General features: G+C 60.7%; 14 protein-coding genes and 1 riboswitch. Of the genes, 8 read left to right on the top strand and 6 right to left on the bottom strand.

Going from position 1 to position 21,187, the window contains the following annotated elements:
* Nucleotides 1–33 precede the first annotated feature (33 nt).
* From AC1Q5O_RS11710 to AC1Q5O_RS11695, 4 genes are all read left to right on the top strand, one after another.
* Complete coding sequence (locus AC1Q5O_RS11710) at nt 34–1,092, top strand: M14 family metallopeptidase (protein ID WP_492563204.1); 1,059 nt, start codon at nt 34–36, stop codon at nt 1,090–1,092.
* The gene (locus AC1Q5O_RS11705) at nt 1,092–1,829 is read left to right on the top strand and encodes an HAD family hydrolase (protein ID WP_472462049.1); all 738 of its coding nucleotides are present in this window, start codon (nt 1,092–1,094) and stop codon (nt 1,827–1,829) included. The genes AC1Q5O_RS11710 and AC1Q5O_RS11705 overlap by 1 nt, the downstream gene beginning before the upstream one ends.
* Nucleotides 1,830–2,126: 297 nt before the next feature.
* A complete protein-coding gene (locus AC1Q5O_RS11700) occupies nt 2,127–2,504 on the top strand; it encodes a glyoxalase superfamily protein (protein ID WP_492563202.1) in 378 nt (125 codons plus the stop codon).
* A 120-nt stretch (nt 2,505–2,624) separates the two neighbouring features.
* A complete protein-coding gene (locus AC1Q5O_RS11695) occupies nt 2,625–3,260 on the top strand; it encodes a LysE family translocator (protein WP_492563200.1) in 636 nt (211 codons plus the stop codon).
* 37 nt (nt 3,261–3,297) lie between these two features.
* Here AC1Q5O_RS11695 and AC1Q5O_RS11690 read toward each other — a convergent pair whose 3' ends face one another.
* Entirely contained in the window at nt 3,298–5,376 is a 2,079-nt protein-coding gene (locus AC1Q5O_RS11690) for a long-chain-fatty-acid--CoA ligase (protein WP_492563199.1), read from the bottom strand.
* 265 nt (nt 5,377–5,641) lie between these two features.
* Between AC1Q5O_RS11690 and AC1Q5O_RS11685 the strand changes: the two genes are divergently transcribed.
* On the top strand, nt 5,642–7,273 hold the full coding sequence (locus tag AC1Q5O_RS11685; RefSeq protein ID WP_346305268.1) for a Na+/H+ antiporter: 1,632 nt from the start codon (nt 5,642–5,644) through the stop codon (nt 7,271–7,273).
* A gap of 18 nt (nt 7,274–7,291) precedes the next feature.
* Here the strand turns inward: AC1Q5O_RS11685 and ilvD are convergent, their stop codons facing one another.
* Both ilvD and AC1Q5O_RS11675 read right to left on the bottom strand, forming a co-directional pair.
* Nucleotides 7,292–9,145, bottom strand: coding sequence for a dihydroxy-acid dehydratase (gene ilvD, locus AC1Q5O_RS11680; RefSeq protein ID WP_223614092.1), 1,854 nt, complete (start codon nt 9,143–9,145; stop codon nt 7,292–7,294).
* A 175-nt stretch (nt 9,146–9,320) separates the two neighbouring features.
* Nucleotides 9,321–9,557, bottom strand: coding sequence for an Lrp/AsnC ligand binding domain-containing protein (locus tag AC1Q5O_RS11675; RefSeq protein ID WP_105733984.1), 237 nt, complete (start codon nt 9,555–9,557; stop codon nt 9,321–9,323).
* Nucleotides 9,558–9,661: 104 nt separating this feature from the next.
* Nucleotides 9,662–9,748, top strand: a riboswitch (glycine riboswitch).
* 215 nt (nt 9,749–9,963) lie between these two features.
* Here AC1Q5O_RS11675 and AC1Q5O_RS11670 point away from each other — a divergent pair.
* From AC1Q5O_RS11670 to AC1Q5O_RS11660, 3 genes are all read left to right on the top strand, one after another.
* The gene (locus AC1Q5O_RS11670) at nt 9,964–11,238 is read left to right on the top strand and encodes a D-amino acid dehydrogenase (protein ID WP_492563194.1); all 1,275 of its coding nucleotides are present in this window, start codon (nt 9,964–9,966) and stop codon (nt 11,236–11,238) included.
* 315 nt (nt 11,239–11,553) lie between these two features.
* The gene (locus tag AC1Q5O_RS11665; RefSeq protein ID WP_492563192.1) at nt 11,554–13,482 is read left to right on the top strand and encodes an autotransporter assembly complex protein TamA; all 1,929 of its coding nucleotides are present in this window, start codon (nt 11,554–11,556) and stop codon (nt 13,480–13,482) included.
* Nucleotides 13,479–18,083, top strand: coding sequence for a translocation/assembly module TamB domain-containing protein (locus AC1Q5O_RS11660; protein ID WP_492563190.1), 4,605 nt, complete (start codon nt 13,479–13,481; stop codon nt 18,081–18,083). Before AC1Q5O_RS11665 ends, AC1Q5O_RS11660 begins: the two co-directional genes overlap by 4 nt.
* A 39-nt stretch (nt 18,084–18,122) precedes the next feature.
* Here AC1Q5O_RS11660 and AC1Q5O_RS11655 read toward each other — a convergent pair whose 3' ends face one another.
* From AC1Q5O_RS11655 to AC1Q5O_RS11645, 3 genes are all read right to left on the bottom strand, one after another.
* Nucleotides 18,123–19,460: an MFS transporter gene (locus AC1Q5O_RS11655; protein ID WP_492563188.1), complete on the bottom strand. Its 1,338-nt coding sequence runs from the start codon at nt 19,458–19,460 to the stop codon at nt 18,123–18,125.
* 100 nt (nt 19,461–19,560) lie between these two features.
* Nucleotides 19,561–20,400, bottom strand: coding sequence for a fumarylacetoacetate hydrolase family protein (locus tag AC1Q5O_RS11650; protein ID WP_472462043.1), 840 nt, complete (start codon nt 20,398–20,400; stop codon nt 19,561–19,563).
* 27 nt (nt 20,401–20,427) lie between these two features.
* The gene (locus AC1Q5O_RS11645) at nt 20,428–21,180 is read right to left on the bottom strand and encodes an SDR family NAD(P)-dependent oxidoreductase (protein ID WP_492563187.1); all 753 of its coding nucleotides are present in this window, start codon (nt 21,178–21,180) and stop codon (nt 20,428–20,430) included.
* Between the last annotated feature and the right edge of the window lie 7 nt (nt 21,181–21,187).

Genomic DNA, 21,187 nt, shown 5'->3' with positions numbered 1-21,187 from the left:
CAGGGCCGGAAGTGAGGAACTGGAAAAGCATTGATGAAGACGGAAACGATCCAGCTGGCCGGCGATGTGCCGGGCAATCATATCGAACTGCGTGTGCTGCGTTTTGCCGGCAAGGATGAAAAGGCGGTCAGCGCCTATCTGCAATCGTCGCTCCATGGTTCGGAACTGCCCGGACAGGCGGCGCTGCATTTCCTCATCCCCATGCTGGAAGAAGCCGGCAGGGAAGGCCGCATCGCCGGTAACATTACCGTTGTCCCGCAGGCCAATCCGGTCGGCTCCGCCCAGTGGTTGTCGCACCAGCATCTCGGCCGCTTCGAATTCTTCTCCAGCGGCAATTTCAACCGCTCTTTCCCTTTGCTCGATACGTTCGATACGTCGGGCCTGGTTCCGATCGATGGCCCGAAATCCCTGGCTGAACGGCTGAAGGCGCAATTGCTGCGCCTCGCTTTGCCGCACGACATCGTGCTCGATCTGCACTGCGATGACGAGAGCGAAAACTACCTCTACATCCATCAGGCATTCCTGCCAGAGATGTACGATCTGGCCGCGGCGCTTGGGTCAACGGCGATCCTGTCCTGGAACAGCACTGCCGATGCGGCCTTTGAGGAAGCCTGTGCCCATCCGGTATTGCAGCTGCCGGAAGCCAGGCGTGACGTGAAGCGGCGCGCTGTTACGACAGTCGAATTCCGCGGATTGAACGATGTCGATATTGCAACAGGCAAGGCGGATGCGGAAGGCCTGTACCGGTTCCTGGTGCATCGCGGTGTGGTCACCGATCCCGCCGTCACGCTGACGGTTGATTTCAAGGGCCCGGTTACGCCACTCGAGAATGTCGAAATGGTGCGTGCGCCGCAGGGCGGCATGATCCTGTTCCATGTGAACATTGGCGACGAGGTCGCGGCGGGCGCAAAACTCGTCACGGTGGTGACCGTTCCCGGCGATCCTTCCGGCGATATCACGCTGACGGCGCCGCAGGCGGGCCGTATTCTCACGCGGCGCAGCCATCGTTACACCCGCCGGGGCGATGACCTTCTCAAGCTCCTGGGTTCCAAGCGCTCCGAACAGGCGCGGCCGGGCTCGCTGGAAGCATGATGCCCCGCACGCATCCTTCGGAAATCCGTGCCATCCTGTTTGACAAGGATGGCACGCTGGTGGATTTCAACCGGACGTGGTTCGGCATCACCATGGAACTGGCGCACAAGGCCGCGGATGGCGATGTGGATCGCGCCCGCGCGCTTGTCGAAGCGGGCGGCTATGACTGGGAGATGGAACGGTTCCGCGGCGGCTCGGTTGTCGCGGCGGGAACGATCAATGACATTGTTGATCTCTGGCATCCGGAACTGACGCTGGAGGAAAAGCGCGAGCGCATCCGCAGCTACGATGATTATACGGTGCGCGAGGGGTCGCGCCGGGCCGTGGGCATCGACGGATTGCGCGAAACGCTGGAGCGGCTGGCGGCGCAGGGGTTCATCCTTGGCATCGCCACCAATGATTCGGAAGCAGGTGCGCGGGCAACCGCCGAGGCTTTGGGATTGACCGCATTGTTTTCAGTGATCATCGGTTATGATTCGGTCGCACGGGCAAAACCCCACGCCGACCAGCTCGAGCTGTTTGCGGCCAAGACAGGCATTCCGGCCAGCGCCATCGCCATGGTCGGCGATAACGGCCACGATCTGGAAATGGCCCATGCGGCCGGCGCTGGACTGGCTGTCGGCGTTCTCTCGGGCAACAGCACGCTGGATGATCTGGCATCGTTGAGCGACGCCATTCTGGGCTCGATCGCCGATCTGCCGGATTTCCTGGCGGGACGCGAGCCACCGCGAATTTGAAGGCTGGCATAAAGATTGTGCGTGGTTCGACAGGCTCACCATGAGGGATTTGGTTTGCCTGCAAGGCCAAGTACGAACGTTGCAGGATATAGCTCCCTGCAACCCTCCATCTCCTTCATGGTGAGCCTGTCGAACCACGCACTGCCGATTTGCAGTGGAATCATATTGAGGAGAGCAGAGAGGCGCTGTATAGAAATCCGGTGGGCACCGTCTCATGATCTGATCGACAAAAGCAGCAGCTCCAACCGGCACCGTCCGGGAAAGCCTGCCTGAGCTTTCAAGCCATGAGGTTATGACATGAACGATAGTCCCGCCCGCTCCATCCATTTCGGACGAATCGCAGCCATGCTGCCGGTTGCGGATATTCAGCGCGCCCATGATTTCTACACGGGCGTTCTCGGCTTTTCCAGAACCTTCCAGAATGGTGATCCCGTCGGGTTCATGATTTTGAAACGCGACAATGCCGAACTGCACCTGACATTGCAGAAGGGCCACAAGGCAGCGCCCTTCAATGTCATCCATATGATGGTGGACAATGTCGATGTCCTGCACGCGATCTGCCGGGCACAAGGTCTGCGCATCATCAAGGGTTTGAAGGACAAGGAGTATGGCCTCAGGGCCTTTGTCTTCGAGGATTTCGACGGCAACCGCATTGATGTCGGCCAGCCGCTTTAATCTCCGGCTGCCCTGTCCTTCCCCGTGAAGGACAGGGATGCGCGCCCGCTTGACCGGCTTCGTGCCATGGGTAATGTCAGCGGCAGGGATGTCCGCAATCTGGCGCCAAGAGGGATGATCATGACCGCAACAACGCTTCTTGCTTTTGCTCTCGTCGCTTTTGTCGGCATAGCCACGCCGGGGCCGACGGTTCTTCTGGCTTTGACCAATGGCTCGCGCTTCGGTGTCCGCCGCGCCCTGGCGGGGATGGCGGGCGCGGTCATTTCCGATTTCGTCCTGATCGGTTCGGTTGCCCTTGGCCTTGGCGCCTTGCTTGCGGCCTCGGAGTTCTGGTTCTCGGTGGTCAAATGGCTCGGTGCCGGCTATCTCGCCTTTCTCGGCCTCATGCTTCTGCGCTCGAAGGGAACGCTTGACCTGTCGCTGCGCACAGCCACGCACGAACCGCCGTCAACCACCCGTGCCATCTTTCTCAAGAGCTTCCTTGTTGCGGTGACCAACCCCAAGGGCTACCTGTTCTTTTCGGCCTTCCTGCCGCAATTCATCGCGCCCGATATGCCGCAAATCCCGCAATATGCGGTGCTGGCGGTGATTTTCGCCACGCTCGATTTTGCAATCATGTTCGGTTATGCCCTGCTCGGTTCGCAGGCGGTCCGCGTCCTGAAGAAATCAGGCGCGCTGTGGCTCGATCGCATCTGCGGCGGCGCATTGCTGGCGCTTGCCGGTTCGCTTGCGCTCTACCGGCGCGCAAACGTCTGAAAAGAAAAAGCCGCCCCGGGGGCGGCTTTCTCGGATGTCAGCCGCGCAATTCGCGCCGCAGGATTTTGCCGACATTGCTTTTCGGCAGCTCGTCGCGGAATTCGACCGTCCGGGGACGCTTGTAGTTGGTCAGCCGCTCGGCACAGAATGCCTTGACCGCCTCTTCCGTGAGCAGGGGATCCTTGCGCACGATGAAGAGCTTGACCACTTCGCCGGAGTGTTCGTTGGGAACGCCGATTGCCGCCGCCTCGCGCACACCGGGATGCTCCATGGCGACTTCTTCAATCTCGTTAGGATAGACATTGAAGCCGGACACCAGGATCATGTCCTTCTTGCGGTCGACGATCTTGGTGTAGCCGCGCTCGTCCATGTAGCCCATGTCGCCGGAGCGGAAAAAGCCGTCCGCTGTCATGACCTTGGCTGTCTCGTCCGGACGGTTCCAGTATCCGGCCATGACCTGCGGCCCGCGAATGCAGATTTCGCCGACTTCCAGCAATGGCAGTTCCTTGCCGTCATCATCGCGGATGGAGAAGTCGGTTGAGGGCAGCGGCGTGCCGATCGTGCCGGAGAATTCCGTGGCATCCAGGCGGTTGGCCGAAGCGACCGGTGACGTCTCGGAGAGGCCGAACCCTTCGGTGATCAGGCCGCGCGTCACCTCGAACCAGCGATCGGCGACAGGTCTTTGCACGGCCATGCCGCCACCCAGTGTCAGGATCAGGTGACGGAAGTCGAGCTTGCGGAAATCCTCGTTGTTGAGCAGCCCGTTGAAGAGCGTGTTGAGACCCGGGAAGACGTGGATCGGCACTTTCTGCAATTCCTTGACGAAGGCAGGAATGTCGCGCGGATTGGGAATCAGCACATTGTTGCCGCCGAGTTCCATGCTGATCATCGCATTCACGGTGAGGCCGAAAATATGATAGAGCGGCAAGGCGCAGATGAACGTCAGATTGTCCGGACGGCCCTTCTTGCGAAAGCCAACCTCAACCCACAGGCGCATCTGCGTGACATTGGCCACGATGTTGCTGTGCATCAGCACGGCGCCCTTGGAAACGCCCGTGGTACCGCCGGTATATTGCAGGAAGGCGATATCGTCCCGCTTGACCTCGACCGGCTTCAGCGTGAGCGCCGCCCCCTGCGCCAGCGCCGTTTTGAACGGCGTATGACCGGGCAGGGACCAGGCCGGCACCATTTTCTTGACGCGGCGCACGACCAGATTGACGATATGGCCCTTGAGACCCAGCATGTCGCCCATGGTCGCAACGACGACATGTTTGACCGGCGTCGCCGTCAGGACCTTTTGCAGCGTCGTGGCGAAGTTTTCCAGAATGATGATCGCTTTCGCACCGCTGTCCTTGAGCTGATGTTCAAGCTCGCGCGGTGTGTAGAGCGGATTGATATTGACCACCGTCAGGCCCGCCCGCAGAATCGCAGCGATGGCCACCGGATATTGCAGGATGTTCGGCATCATCACCGCGACCCGGTCGCCCTTGACCAGCCCGCGTGACTGGAGCCATGCCGCGAATGCCTGTGACTTGCGATCCATCTCCGCATAGGTCATTACCTTGCCCATGCAGGTAAAGGCAGGCCGGTTGGCATATTTCTTGTAGGCGGTGGCAAAAAGCGCGTTGATATTCTCGTAGGGCAGCGGTCCGATCTCGGCGGGAACGCCTTCCGGATAGGATTTGACCCACAGTTTCGGCTCGGGCATCTGGGCGAGGGACGCCGCCTTTGCCGTTGCTGCCTCGGCGGCTGGCGCCGCAGTTTTGGCTTTGCCTGCGGGCTTCCTCGCCGCGGGTGTCTTGGCGGGCGCTTTCACCGCCGCTTTTTCCGGTGCTGCACTGTTTGCTTTGGCAGCGGCTTTGGGTTTTGCCGCAATCTTGGCTTCGCTCGCAACCGGCGCTGCGGGTTTCGCGGCAGGTTTTGTTGCCGTCCTTGCAGCCTTGGCAGCCGTCTTTACCGCACTGGCGGTTTTCGTTGTCTTGACCTCACCGGCTGGTTTGTTCGCGGCGGCTTTGGCAGTCGTGGCGGCGGGTTTCGCCGTTTTGGCTGGCGCTGCCTTTGCAGTGGCGCGCTTGGCTGTCACGGATGTTTTTACCGGCGTTGTCTGTTTTGCCACATTAACCTCCCCTGATGGTTTCCTTGTAGCTGGCCCACGGTCCTCCAACCCTAAACATGCTACTCAACAATTCTATCTATGGCGATAGGCGGTGCGCTTGCAAGTATTACATTGACGTAAACGTAAAATTGATTGTCGCGGAATTGTCGTGCTTTGCCACCAATTCACCCAATCGGCACGATCTGGGCGCAAAGTTGCCAAGGTTCGCCTCGACAAAGCACCGGCCTTTCCTTCATCCTGCACCGACAATCAAAATGGATTCGCCGTGGAAACAATCACCATCGTCTTGCTGATGCTTCTGGCCGTTGTGGTCAGTGACTCCATCGTGCGCGTGCTGCCTCTGGCCGTACCGCTGCCGCTGGTGCAGATCGGGCTTGGCGCAGCGATTGCCTCGGTTACCAGCATCCGTGTGCAGCTCGATCCCAACATTTTCTTCCTGCTGTTTCTGCCGCCGCTGTTGTTTCTCGATGGCTGGCGCATCCCCAAGGAGGGTCTCTTCCGGGACAAGGGCATCATTCTGGAGATGGCGCTCGGCCTTGTCATCTTCACGGTGATCGGTGTCGGCTTTTTCGTGCACTGGATGATCCCTTCCGTGCCGTTGCCTGTGGCCTTCGCCTTGGCCGCCATCGTCTCGCCGACCGATCCGATTGCCGTTTCGGCTATCGCGGCGCGCGTGCCGATTCCCTCGCGCATGATGCATATTCTCGAAGGGGAATCCCTGCTCAACGATGCATCTGGCCTCGTCTGCATGCGTTTTGCCGTGGCCGCGATGCTGACCGGCAGCTTCTCGATCACCGAGGCGTTCTTTACGTTCCTCTGGCTCGCTTTTGCGGGCATTGCCATCGGTATCGGCGTGACCATTGGCGTCACGCGCGGCAAGGCATTCCTCGCCCGCAAGCTCGGCGAGGAGAGCGGCTCGCAGATTCTCATCAGTCTGCTCATCCCCTTCGGCGCATATCTGCTGGCCGAACATGTGCACGCCTCGGGCATCCTTGCCGCCGTTGCCGCCGGGATCACCATGAGCTATGCCGAGAACACGGCCCAGTCCATGGCGCTGACCCGCGTGCGCCGCACCGCGGTGTGGGATACGGCGCAGTTCGCCGCCAATGGCGCCATCTTCGTTCTGCTCGGCGAACAGCTGCCCGGCATTTTCTCCGGTGCCGTCGAGAATGTGCGGCACGGCGAGACCAGCCCCTGGTGGCTGCTGGTCTATGTCGTGGTCATTTATGCCGCTCTGGCTGCCCTGCGCTTTCTCTGGGTCTGGGTGTCGTGGCGCGTGACCATGGCGCAGCGCCGCAGGCAGGGTGAGGCCGTGGTCAAGCCAAGCTGGCAGCTGATCGCCGCTATGTCGTTTGCTGGCGTTCGTGGTGCCATCACCCTTGCGGGTATCCTGACACTGCCGCTGTTCCTTTACGACGGCTCGCTGTTTCCGGCCCGCGATCTCGTCATTTTCCTCGCCACCGGTGTGATCATCCTGTCGCTGGTCATGGCCAGCGTCAGCCTGCCGCGTCTGCTGCGCAACATCGACCTGCCCATCGAGGATTCAAACCAGCGCGAAGAGGATTATGCCCGTATCGCTGCCGCGGAAGCCGCAATCATGGCGATCGAGCGGGCCCAGCACAGCCTGGCATCGGGCCGCGCCGACGCCGATATTTATACGGATGTCGCCAACCACATCATGGAGCTCTACCGCAAGCGTATTGACGGGCGCATGCAGCTCGGAGAAGAGCGCGAAGAGGTGGCGCGAAGCGAGGAGATTGAGAAGCTGCTGCGCATCACCGCCCTTCGGGCGGAACGGCAGGAAATTCACCGCCTGGTTCGGGCAAGGCGGCTTGAAAGCAGCATTGCCACGAAAATGGTGCGGGATATCGACCTACTGGAAGCCCGCTTCCAGTAGGTATCCATTGAACCCTGATCAGTTCCAGTCGTCGGGAATCTGGCGCACGGCACCCCGGGCAGCACTGGTTGCCATGGCGCCATAGGCGCGCAGCGCCGTGGTGATCTTGCGCTTGCGCTTTTCCTCCGGCTTCCACGCAGCGGTGCCCTTGGCTTCCATTTTCGCGCGGCGTTCGGCCAGGACGGCATCGTCGACGGCCAGATGAATCCCGCGGTTCGGAATGTCGATATCGATGATATCGCCATCCTCAACCAGACCGATCAGGCCGCCTTCCGCCGCTTCCGGTGAAACGTGGCCGATGGAAAGGCCGGATGAACCGCCGGAGAACCGGCCATCGGTGATCAGCGCGCAGGCTTTGCCGAGACCCTTCGATTTCAGGTAGCTGGTCGGATAGAGCATTTCCTGCATGCCCGGTCCGCCGCGCGGGCCTTCGTAGCGGATCAGCACGATGTCGCCCGGTTTGATGCCGCCATTGAGAATGCCGAGAACGGCACTGTCCTGGCTTTCGAAAATGCGGGCGGGACCGGAGAACTTCAGGATCGAGTCATCAACACCGGCGGTTTTGACGATGCAGCCGTCTTCCGCCAGATTGCCGTAGAGCACGGCCAGGCCGCCATCCCTGGAATAGGCGTGTTCAAGATTGCGGATAACACCCTTTTCGCGGTCAAGATCGACATCGGCAAAGCGGCGTTCCTGGCTGAAGGCTACCTGTGTCGGGACGCCGCCCGGTGCCGCCTTGAAGAAATCATGCACGGACGGGTTTTTGCTGCGCACCACATCCCAGCGGTCAAGAGCTGCGCCGAGATTGGCGGCATGGACGGAATAGACCGATGTATCGAGCAAACCGGCACGGTCGAGTTCGCCGAGAATACCCATGACACCGCCGGCGTGGTGCACGTCTTCCATGTGCACATTGGCAACGGCAGGCGCCACCTTGCACAGGACCGGAACGCGGCGGGACAGGCGGTCGATATCGCTCATGGTGAAGTCGACTTCGCCTTCATGCGCAGCGGCCAGCAGATGCAGCACGGTGTTTGTCGAGCCGCCCATGGCGATATCGAGGGTCATGGCATTTTCGAAGGCGGCAAACGAAGCGATGGAGCGCGGCAGAACCGTTTCATCGTCCTGTTCGTAATAGCGGCGGGCGAGATCGACCACGAGATGACCGGCCTCGACAAAGAGGCGGCGGCGATCCGCATGGGTGGCGAGCGTCGAACCGTTGCCCGGCAGGGAGAGGCCGAGGGCCTCGGTCAGGCAGTTCATGGAATTGGCGGTGAACATGCCGGAGCAGGAGCCGCAGGTGGGGCAGGCCGAGCGCTCGATGGCCTTCACTTCCTCGTCGGAAATGCGGTCGTCGGCAGCCGCAACCATGGCATCGACCAGGTCGAGCTTCTTTTCCTTGTCTTCCCAGACGACTTTGCCCGCTTCCATCGGTCCGCCGGAGACAAAAACGACGGGGATGTTGAGGCGCAGCGCTGCCATCAGCATGCCGGGTGTGATCTTGTCGCAGTTGGAAATGCAGACCATGGCATCCGCACAGTGCGCGTTGACCATGTATTCGACGCTGTCGGCGATAATTTCACGCGACGGCAGGGAATAAAGCATGCCGTCGTGACCCATGGCGATGCCGTCGTCGACGGCAATCGTGTTGAATTCCTTGGCGACGCCGCCGGCGCTTTCGATCTCGCGCGCCACGAGCTGGCCGAGATCCTTCAGGTGGACGTGGCCTGGCACGAACTGGGTGAACGAGTTCACCACGGCGATGATCGGCTTGCCGAAATCCTCGTCTTTCATGCCGGTCGCGCGCCAGAGCCCGCGGGCTCCTGCCATGTTGCGGCCATGTGTGGTGGTGCGTGAACGATAAGGAGGCATTGTCGAAAATCCTGCTGATGACGGGCGAGGGAGCATCTCTTACAGAAAAAGAGTTCCCATGGCAAAAGAATGGAATTTTATTGCCTTGAAGGGGCGTGTTTCATTGCATTGATTACATAAGGCAGATGCCGGGCGCATGAAACGGGACGTAATGTCTCGCCCCGCCGAGCGCCTGTCAGAACGCGGTGAAGGTCAGCGTTGTCAGCGATCGCGCAATGCCTGATATATCGAGCACGTTGGTGTTGATGAATTTGCCGATATCCTGATCTTCCGGAATGTAGATCTTTGCCAGAAGGTCGAACTCGCCGCTGGTCGAATAGAGCTCCGAGACGATTTCACGCTCGAACAGGGTTTTTGCAACTTCGTACGTCTTGCCGGGTGCGCATTGCAGTTGCAGAAAGACAGGCTTCATAAATTCCTCCGGAAGGCTGGGCGATTTTCAGTCAGCATAATTGCTGCGACGCTTCTTAGCCAGTTGTTCTCGTCTCGCAACTGCGATATATATCCCGCGTTCGCACAGGCTATCTGGGAGAGACCGGTAAAACCGGCGCCGATGGAGCAACCGCCCCGGAAACTCTCAGGCAAAAGGACCAGAATAGTCTAGAACATCTGGAGAGAGGTATGGTTTGAAAAGCCGTACCCACCGAAGGAGAAAGCCCTGCCCGGTTGCATGACCGGAAAAAGGCGCCGACGACACGGATGACAAACATCCGGCGGGCGCTCAAAGGGCCAAGCTCTCAGGTTCCGTGACAGATGGGGTTTCGTGCCGTTGTCAACGGCGAAACTGAAACCATGTGTTGCCTGAGGACCGTTTTATCATGACCCATATCGCCATTATCGGCGCCGGTATCACCGGCGTGACGACTGCCTATGCGCTTGCCCGCCAGGGCTATTCCGTGACCGTGTTCGACCGCAACCGCTACGCGGCCATGGAAACATCCTTCGCCAATGGCGGTCAGCTTTCCGCGTCCAACGCGGAGGTGTGGAACAGCTGGTCCACGGTGCTCAAAGGCATGAAGTGGATGCTGCGCAAGGATGCGCCGCTGTTGATGAACCCGAAACCCTCCTGGCACAAATATTCCTGGATGGCGGAATTCGTCATGAACATCCCGCACTACGAAGAAAATACCATTGCCACCACCAGGCTCGCCATTGAAGCGCGCAAGCGCATGTTCGAAATCGCTGCGGATGAAAAGATCGATTTCGACCTGGAAAAGCGCGGGATCCTGCATATTTACCGCTCGAAATACGGTTATGACCACGCGGTCAAGGTCAACAGGCTGCTGGAAGCCGGCGGTCTTGACCGGCGGGCCGTCACCAATGAGGAAATCCGCAGCATCGAACCGGCAATGAACGGTTCCTTCTATGGCGGGTTCTTCACGCCGTCCGATTCGACCGGCGATATCCACAAATTCACCCGCGGCCTTGCCGCTGCCGCCATCCGCCACGGCGTGCGCTTCATTGGCGATGCCGACGTTGCCGAACTGAAGCACGGCGCCGGCGGCGTGGTGGTGGAATGGAACAGGGCATCCGTTGCCGATGCCGGGACTGAGACCGAGCGTTTTGACGCCATCGTCATCTGCGCCGGCATTGCCAGCCGCAAATTTGCCGCCCAGCTCGGCGACCGCGTCAACATCTATCCGGTCAAGGGCTACTCGATCACCGTCAATCTGGATGACGCCGGGAGCCAGCAGTCGGCCCCATGGGTGAGCCTGCTCGACGATGATGCAAAGATCGTCACAAGCCGTCTTGGGGCGGGGCGCCTGCGCGTGGCCGGTACGGCCGAATACAATGGCGAGAACCGCGACATTCGCCACGACCGGGTCAAGCCGCTGGTCGACTGGAGCCGCGACCTGTTCCCGGGCATGGACACGTCCAATGTGGTGCCGTGGGCCGGCCTGCGCCCGATGATGCCGAACATGCTGCCGCGCGTCGGTGCTGGCAGGCGGCCCGGCGTGTTCTACAACACCGGCCATGGTCATCTCGGCTGGACACTGTCTGCCGCTACGGCTGAAATCGTCGCCGGGCACATCAGCGCCGCCATGCCCGTCGATGCCAGCCCGCAGGGCGGATGGCTCGCCGCCGCCGAATAAAACCGGCTTGCACGCAAAGGAGCGCCTGTTGCCTCAGGCGCCCTTGTCGTGTTGGGCCGACATGGCAAACTATTGCACGCGGCACATAAAAAGTGATTGGCATTTAAATGCGCTTGTATCGCGGTTTTGTGGCGATATGGCCACTAGTGCCGGGTTGCATGGCCGATCAGGTGCCATTGCGGGTTGGCCAGCTTTTCCCGGCATGTTATCGTTTTCTTAAGCTCGAAGGGCGAATTTTATCAATTGCAGGCAGCGTGCGCACGGTCGCTGCAGTGTATCCTTGTGTTTATTGATGTGTAGGGAATTTGCTGGTTGATGGACTTGAAGCGCCCACAGGCCAGTTGTTTCGGCGCCGCATTGCTGGCCCTTACGGCCCTTGTCTCGCCTGCCCAGGCCTTTGATCTTTTCGGCGTTCATCTCTGGGGTGCCAAGAAGGAGGACGATGCGGATTCGGTCATCGCCGACCCGCAGAGATACACGGTTGAAACCGCTGCTTCGACAAGCGATGAAACCAAGGCGCTCGTGGAGGGCGCATCGAGCCTGTTTGCCGATAAGGACAAGCCTGCGTCCGGTGCGGCTGGACTGCTCGCCAAGGCGCGCGGAGATTATCGCCGCATACTTGGTGCGCTCTATGCGGACGGCCGCTATGGCGGCACCATCAGCATTCAGGTCGACGGCAAGGAGGCGAGCGATATTCCGCCGGATGCCGTGCTGTCCAAGCCGGCCAAGGTGGTCATTTCAGTCGATCCCGGATCGCAATTCTTGTTTGCGTCGGCCCGGGTCAAGAACATGGCGCCGCCGACGCTCGACCCGAAAGACTTTGTCGAAAGCCCGGAGAAACAGGGCTACATTGCTGGCGAAATCGCCCGCTCGACAGCCATTGTCAAAGCTGAGCGGCTGGTGGTCGATGCCTGGCGCCAGCAGGGGCATCCAAAAGCCCGGATTGTCAGCCGGGAAGTTATCGCCGACCACGAAACCAGCCGGGTTGACGCGACCATCGATGCCGATCCCGGCGCCAAGGCCGGTTTTGGACCGGTGCAGGTCAAGGGCACCGAGCGCATGGATCCGGAATTCGTGGCGTTCATCACCGGCCTGCAGCCGGGACAGGAATACGATCCCGACGAAATCGAGAGAGCCAAGAAACGGCTGTCGCGCCTCGAAGTCTTCCGCTCGGCGCGGATCGAGGAAGGCGATGCGATTGATAGCAACGGCCTGCTGCCGATCACCGTGGCGGTGCAGGAACAGAAGCTGCGCCGCTTCGGCGTTGGCGGCAGCTATTCGACGCTGGACGGTCTCGGTCTCGAGACATACTGGCTGCACCGCAACCTCTTCGGCCGGGCGGAACGGCTGCGCATTGACGCCAAGATCGGCGGCATCGGCAGTCAGTCCTACGACCCCTCGGAATACAGCTATCTGCTGGGTGCAAGTTTCACCAAGCCCGGCGTCTATACGCCTGATACCGATTTCATCGCCTCGCTGATTGGCGAGCGCAAGGTGCTCGACGCCTACACGCAGACATCGATTACGGCCGATGCCGGGTTCACCCAGATTTTCTCCGATGAACTCTCTGGCAGGCTCACCGCCAATGTTTCCAAATCGCAGTTCAAGGACGATTTCTTCGGCACGCGCGATTTTCTCACCGTCGGTCTGCTGGGCGGCCTCACCTATGACAGCCGCAACAGCAAGGTCGATCCGGCGCGCGGCTATTTTCTGGAAGGGTTGCTGTCGCCGTTCTACGAAATCGAGCATGGCAACTTCGCCACCAAGTTCACGGCGGAGGGCCGCACCTATTTCGGCTTCGGTAAGGACGACCGGTTTGTGCTCGCCGGCCGCCTGAAACTCGGCACGATTGTCGGCGCAGAAATTGCCGAACTGCCTTCAGACCAGCTGTTCTTTGCCGGTGGCGGCGGTTCGGTGCGCGGTTACGCCTATCGCAACATCGGCGTCAATGTCGAGCGCAACGGCACAAGCTATGTGATCGGCGGGCGGTCGCTGGTCGAGGGATCCGTGGAGGCGCGCGCCAAGATCACGAACACCATCGGTGCCGTCGGCTTTGTCGATGCGGGCTATGTGGGCGAAGAGTCTTTCCCCGATTTTGCCCAGCAGTTGCGTGTGGGCGTTGGCGCCGGCATTCGTTACAATACGGGCCTTGGCCCGATCCGCCTCGATGTGGCCATGCCGCTCGACCGGCGGACAAATGACCCGAGTTTTGCATTCTACGTTGGTATAGGACAGGCGTTTTGACCCGGATTTTCGCAGTCATATTCCTTCTGCTTTTTGCAGCACCGGTTTTGGCGCAGGATAGCGCCGAGGCGGAAAAGTCCTATTTCCTCAGCTTCGTCGAGGAACAGCTGTCGACGCCCAATCGCCAGATTTCCATTTCCGACATTCAGGGCGTCCTGTCGTCGGAAGCCAATATCGGCAGCATCACCATTGCCGACCGTGAAGGAATCTGGCTGCGCATTACCAATGCGAAAATTGTCTGGAGCCGTCTGGCGTTGCTGCGCGGGCGTCTGGATATCAACAGCCTCGGCGCGGAACGCATCGATGTCATCCGCAAGCCGCTGCCGGACACCAGCAGCCTGCCCTCACCCGAAGCCAAGGGTTTCAGTCTGCCGGAGTTGCCGCTTGCAGTCATCCTGCAGGATTTGCAGGTGGGACGCATTGCCTTCGGCGACAGTATTTTCGGGCTGAAGTCGGAAATCTCCCTGGCAGGCAGCCTGACACTCGATAGCGGCTCCCTGGATTCGAACCTCAAGGTGCAGCGTCTTGACGGCCCGGGCGGCACCTTTGCGATCAAGGCGGCCTATGCCAAGGAAAGCCAGAAGCTCGATCTGGATCTGTCGCTCAATGAACCGCAGAACGGTATTGCCGCCAATCTTCTCAATATTGAAGGCAGGCCACCGGTTGCGCTTTCGCTGAAGGGATCGGGCCCGCTCAGCGATATTGCCTTGCAGTTGACACTCGATGCCGCCGGCAAGCGTGTTCTCACCGGCAGCACGCAGATCAACCGTCAGGGCGAGGGACTTGCGTTCAAGACAACCGTCGATGGCGCGATCGCCATGCTGGTTCCGCCGCTCTTCCGGGATTTCTTCGGCAACGATAACGCGCTCGCTGTCAATGGCGTGGTGCGCGATGCCGGCGGTGTTTCGCTTGACCGGTTGACCATCAAGAGCGCTGCTCTTGCGGTCGATGCGACAGCCGATACAACCAATGATGGATTTTTGCGCCGCCTGAAAGTGGATGCCTCGATTGCCGATCCCAGCGGCAAGAAGGTCATTCTGCCGGTTGCGGGCGGCCAGACTACCGTCGACAAGGCCGTACTGGCCGTTGCGTTCGGGGCAAGTGCCGGCAATGACTGGTCGAGCACGCTTGACGTCACCAACCTCACCACCAACAATTTTGCCGCCAAAACGGTCAATCTCGTTGCCAAAGGCCTGGCGGAAAATCTCGACAACCCGGCCGCCCGCTCCCTGAGCTACGATGTGAACGGCGATGTGTCGGGCATCACGGCCAAGCGCGCCGATATCGCCAAGGCGCTGGGCGACCTGATCCAGCTGAAGATCAACGGCGACTGGAAGGCCGGTACGCCGGTCAATCTCAAACAGGCGCTGGTTGCCGCCAACGGCTTCAGCACGGCGCTGGCGGGCACCATCGACAAGTTCATCTATAACGGCGACATCCTGGTCACGGCATCGAGCATCGCACCGTTTTCCGAACTTGCCGGACGCGATCTCGCCGGCGCGCTCGATCTGAAGGCCAATGGTGCTGTCGAAGCGCTGACGGGTGGCTTCAATCTGATGCTGGATGGCCATGCAACCGGCATGACGCTTGGCATTGATGCGGCGGATCGCGTGCTTGAGGGCGAAACCCGCATCACCGGCGGCCTTGCGCGCGGCGAAGCGGGCCTCAGCGCCAGGAACTTCCGGGTCGAAAACCCGCAGACGCTGGTCACGGCCAATGGCACCTTTGCCACAGGCGCCGCCAATTTCGACTTCGGTCTCGATCTCACCAACCTCGCGCTCCTGTCGGAAAAGACCAGCGGCGCGCTCAAGGTCAAGGGCAGCGCGCGCGGCAGCGACGGCATCATCGCTCTTGCGTTCAATGCCGGGGTTCCGGATGGCAGGCTCTCCGGGCGCAAGCTCAGCGAAGGCGCGTTTTCCTTCAACGGGCTTCTGCTGAAGGATGCGCTGGACGGCAAGGTATCCGGTCTGGCGTTCCTTGACGGCATTCGTGCCGATCTTGCCACCGAACTTGCCTTGCACAAGGACGAAAAACGCCTGAGCAATATCCAGTTCATTGCCGGTGGCACACGGCTGCGCGGTGATGTCACCCAGGACAAGAAGGGGCTGCTTCAGGGCAACCTGACCCTCGCTTCCAGCGACGTGTCGACGGCCGCAGCCCTGTTCCTCGTGGAGGCGACCGGCAAGGCGAATGCCGCCATTGCGCTGAGCCATGATGACGAGAGCCAGAACATCGATGTCAAAGGCGATATTGACGGGCTGAAGGCCAACAATGTCATCGTCGGCAAGGCGGCGATTGCGCTGGCCGCCCAGAACATCTTCAAGGTTCCGTCCGCCAATGGCACGATCACGGCCACCACGGTTTCGGCCGGTGGTGTCGATATCTCGACCCTCGATGCCCAGGCGGCGCAGCAGGGCAAGACCACCGATTTCAAGCTGAACGCCGCGCTGAAAAATGGAGCGAAAACCGCTATTGGCGGTTCGCTCGAACCGACGGAAAAGGGCTTTCTCCTGTCGCTCGCCAATGCGGACCTGACCCGTGGTGCGCTTGCCGCCCGGCTGGTCCAGCCGGCCGCCATCAATGTCGCCGGCAGCAATGTTTCCTTCGGTGATATCATTCTGGATATCGGCAAGGGCAAGGTTACGATCCGCGGCGATGTCGCCGAAAAACTGGACCTCGCCGTTGCCATCGAGAAGCTGCCGCTCGATGTCGCCAATGCGGTCAAGCCCGATCTGGGACTGGGCGGTGAAATCAACGGTACCGCCAGGATCGGCGGCACCCGCGACAAGCCTGACGTGAACTTCAATATGCAGGCCCGTGCGATCACCGCCGCCGTACTGAAAAAGGCCGGACTGGATGGCCTCAATCTGGACGCCAAGGGCACATCGACCACCGATCAGCTCAATGTCGATGCGCGCCTGACTGGTGCAAACGGGCTCGATGCGTCGGCCAAAGGCTCGGTTCCACTGACGACGGGACAGCTTGCCGTCGATCTGACGCTCGGCAACCTGCCGCTGCGCGCGCTGAACGGCGTCGTCAAGGATCAGAACCTGGCGGGCAACGTCACCGGCAGGGGCCGCATCACCGGCACGGTGCAGAAACCCAATGCCGAATTTGACCTGAAGGGATCGGGCCTCTCCGCCAAGCCTTTGCAGGACGCCGGTCTGTCGCCGTTGCAACTGACCGCCGCCGGCCGCTTTGCCAACGATACGTTGACACTTACCTCGGCCAAGGCTGACGGGCCGCAGGGTTTCACCGTGTCGGCCAATGGCAATGTGCCGGTTTCCGGAAACGGGCTTGGCATCAATGTAACGGGCAATATCCCTTTGTCCCTCGCCAACCGTTTCCTTGCCGATCGCGGCACGCAGGCGAAGGGCAATATTGACGTCACAGCATCCGTCTCCGGCAGTTTCCAGCAGCCGCTGATCCGCGGCATGTTCTCGGCCAACGGTGCCGAAGTGGTCGATCCGGAAACCAATCTGCGGCTGCAGCGCATTACCCTGCTCGGCAGCATGGAAGGACAGACCGTCACCATCCGCACGCTCAATGCCGGGCTTTCCACCGGCGGCACGGTCAGCGCCACCGGTACGATCTCCACCGATGCAGCGGCCAATTTCCCCGCCAACATCCAGATCAAGCTCGACAAGGCCCGCTATGCCGACGGCAATCTTGTCGTTGCCACGCTGACCGGTGCGCTCGGCGTCAACGGCCCCTTGACGCGCGATCCCGTGATTGCCGGCAACATCAATGTCGACCGTGCGGAAATCAGCGTTCCCGAAAGCTTTGGAGGTTCGTCGGCGGTCATCGACGTCAAGCACAAGAAGACGCCGAAGGCAGTCGCCACGACGCTGAAGCGCGCCAAGGCCGACCAGCCCGCCACGGCAACACCCACCGCACGGCCCAGTGTGGTGCGGCTCGATATCAATGTGACCGCGCCCAACAAGATCTTCGTGCGCGGCCGGGGTCTGGATACGGAAATCGGCGGCTCGGTGCGGCTGACTGGCCCCGCAACCGATATCCAGCCGGTCGGTGCGTTCGACCTGGTGCGCGGGCGCCTTGAAATTCTCGGGCAGCGTATCACCTTCACCGAAGGGCAGGTCACGCTGGTCGGCGATCTCAACCCGGAACTCAATTTCGTCGCGAGCACCCAGAGCAGCGACATTACCGTCAATGTCACGGTCAAGGGGCGGGTATCCGATCTGCAGATCGCGTTCTCGTCGCAGCCGGAATTGCCGCAGGACGAGGTCCTTGCCCGCCTGATCTTCAATCGTTCCATCAGTGAATTGTCGCCATTGCAGATTGCGCGGCTGGCTGCCGCCGCGGCCGAACTGGCCGGCGGCTCGAACTCATCCCTGCTCGACAGTCTGCGCAAGGGCACTGGCCTCGACGATCTCGACGTGACAACCGACAGCGAAGGCAATGCGGGCGTCAAGGCCGGGCGCTATATCCGCGACAATGTCTATCTTGGCGTGGAAGCAGGTGCGGGCGGCAAGACCAAGGGCACGATCAATCTCGACGTGACGCCGCAGCTGAAGGCCAAGGGCTCCGTCGGCAGCGATGGTGACTCCGGCGCCGGTGTGTTCTTCGAAAGAGATTATTGAGCGGCGCTGCGGGGACGGAGGGGAATATCCTCCTCCGTCTCAGGTCCTTGGCGGAAGCACCGGCAACGGTTCTGCACGGCCGACCACAAAGGCATAGGTGAAAGCGCCGACCAGCGCCATGAAGGCTGCCATGGCAAAGGAGGGCGTATAGTTGCCGTGGAAACGGTCAAGCAGTGCGCCGAACAGGAACGGGCTGATGATACCGGCAATGTTCGAGGCAAAATTCTGGATACCGCCGATGGATGCGACGTGACGGGAACTGGGCGCCACATCGGCGGGCAGGGACCAGATGGCCGTGGCGGCTACGGCGAGGCTGCTGTAGGAAATCGCCAGGAAGATGAGTGCCATGTAAAGCGATGATACCAAGGCCGCCGGCAGAATGGCTGCGCCGCCCAGCAGGCCTCCAACCATGATGAGCTTGCGAATGGCCGTGACGTCGGCACCGCCACGGATCGCCCGGTCCGCCCAGGCGCCTGCGCTCCATGCGGCGACCACCGCGGTCAGGCCCGGAATCATGCCGAATGTACCAAGCTCTGCCAGGTTGAGGCCGCGTGCATTCTTCAGATAGTCCGGAAACCAGGTGAGGAAGAAATAGATGACGAAGTTCAGGCAGAAAAATCCGATCATCATGCCCCAGATGGTGCGGTAGCGGAAAAGGTCGATCCAGCGAATCTTGACTGCTTCCGCATCATCGGTTGCATCGGTGCGGCCGCCATTGTCGGTGATGTACTGACGCTCGAGATCATTGGCGCCGGTGTGTTCGGCCGGATCGCGGTACATGACATACCAGAAGAAGGCCCAGACAAGACCGAGTGCGCCGAGGATGGCAAAGGAATAGTGCCAGGTGGTCAGGGCGATAATGCCCGTAACGATCGGCAAGGCAAGCACCGTGCCGACACGCGAACCGGAATCGATCACTGCAGTGGCGAAGGCCCGCTCGCTCTTCGGGAACCAGCGGGAGGCTGCCTTGGTCGCGCTGGGATAGGCGGGGGCTTCCCCGGCGCCCAGGGCAAAGCGCACGGCAAAAAATCCCCAGAAACTGGTGGCCAGCGGCGTCAGCGCGGTAAAGGCCGACCACCAGACCGCGGCGATGGTGAATGACCGGCGTGACCCGACCTTGTCGGTGAACCAGCCGGCAATGAGCATCATCCCGTCATAGGCCCAGAAGAAGGCGCCGAAGATCAGTCCCTTTTCCGCATTGGTCAGCTGAAGATTGAGTTCGGCATCGATATAGGGCAGTGCCACGCTCAGATTGGCCCGGTCGAGGTAATTCATCGTTATGCCAAGAAAGCACATGGCAAGAATGATGTAGCGGACCTTGCTGGCGCCCGCCGGCGCCTTTTGCGGCGGGTGGGCGGATGATGTTGCGATGCTCATGAATGGACCTCCCAGTACCGTTCGGACGCTGCGCAACGCCCATGGAACCGCGCCGTCATCCGGCGCGATGATTCTCATAGTAAGGAAAACCGGCTCCTTGTCAGCCCTGAACGACGGTCTGTTTCTGCTCGCCCAGCCCCTCGATGCCCAGTGTCATGACATCTCCGGCCTTCAGGAAGATATTGGGTTTCTGGCCAAGGCCGACACCGGGCGGCGTGCCGGTCGAGATGATGTCGCCGGGATGCAGGCTCATGAATTGCGACAGGTAGGAAACGAGATATTTGACGCCATAGACCATCGTTTCGGTCGAGCCGTTCTGATAGCGGTGACCATTGACCTCCAGCCACATTTTCAGCTTTTGCGGATCAGCTACTTCATCCTTGGTCACCAGCCACGGGCCGGTAGGACCGAATGTGTCGCAGCTTTTGCCCTTGGTCCACTGCCCCTGGCGTTCGGCCTGGAAGGCCCGCTCCGACACGTCGTTGATCAGGCAATACCCCGCCACATGGTCGAGCGCCTCGTCTTCGCCGACATATTTGGCGTGCTTGCCGATGACCACGCCGAGCTCGACTTCCCAGTCTGTCTTCAGCGAGCCGCGCGGAATTTCCACATCGTCATTCGGGCCTACAATGGCCGAGGTCGCCTTCATGAAGATGATCGGTTCCGGCGGCACGGTTGCCCCCGTTTCCGCCGCATGGTCGGAATAGTTGAGGCCGATGCAGATGAACTTGCCGGTTCCCGCGACACAGGGTCCGTAGCGGTCGACAGTGACCTCGGGCAGCGACGCCGGATCAATGCCTGCGAGCTTTTTCAATCCCGCAGGCGAAATCGCTTCACCGGCAATATCCCCGACGTGTGCGGAGAGATCGCGAACCTTGCCATCCTTGTCGACAAGCCCCGGCTTTTCCTGACCGGCAGGACCGTAACGCACGAGTTTCATGGGGTAACCTTTCTGATTGGGAGGGGATCAATAGGTGGCGCGGCCACCGGAAATGTCGAAAACGGCACCCGTCGTGAACGAGCATTCCTCGCTGGCGATCCAGCTGATCAGGGATGCCAGTTCATCGACGGTACCAAACCGCTGCATGGGTATTTTCGACAGCATGTAGTCGATGAATTCGGGTTTGAGCTGCTGGAGGATCGGCGTATCGACGGTGGCTGGCGTAATGGCATTGACGGTAATGCCGTCATGCACCAGCTCCTTGCCGAGCGATTTCGTCAGGCCGATCACCGCCGCCTTCGACGCGCTGTAGGCCGAGGCATTCGGATTGCCTTCCTTGCCGGCAATGGACGCAACATTGACGATGCGGCCATAGCCGTTCTTCTGCATGAACGGCACGACGAAGCGGTTGCAGTAGAACAGGCCGTTGAGGTTGATATCGAACACCCGCTTCCACTGATCGATCGGATAATCCGCCACCTTGGCGTTCGGCCCGGTGATCCCGGCCGAACAGATGAGGATATCGATCCTGCCGGCGCTGGCGGCGGTGTCCTGCGCCGCCTTTTCCACCTGCACCGGGTCGGAAACATCGAGCGCCAGCCCATGCGCGCCCTCACCGAGCCTGGCTTTTGCTTCCCCGATCCGTGCTGCATCGACGTCCCAGAGGCTGACCGTGCCGCCCTCCGACACGATCCGCTCCGCCGTCCAGTAGCCTATGCCGGAAGCACCGCCGGTAATGACCGCATGCCGCCCCTCATAGCGCCTGATGGTGTTCGCCATGTTCCCT

The organism is Phyllobacterium sp. MT110, from assembly GCF_058792715.1.
This window is presented reverse-complemented; position numbering and strand designations above follow the sequence as displayed.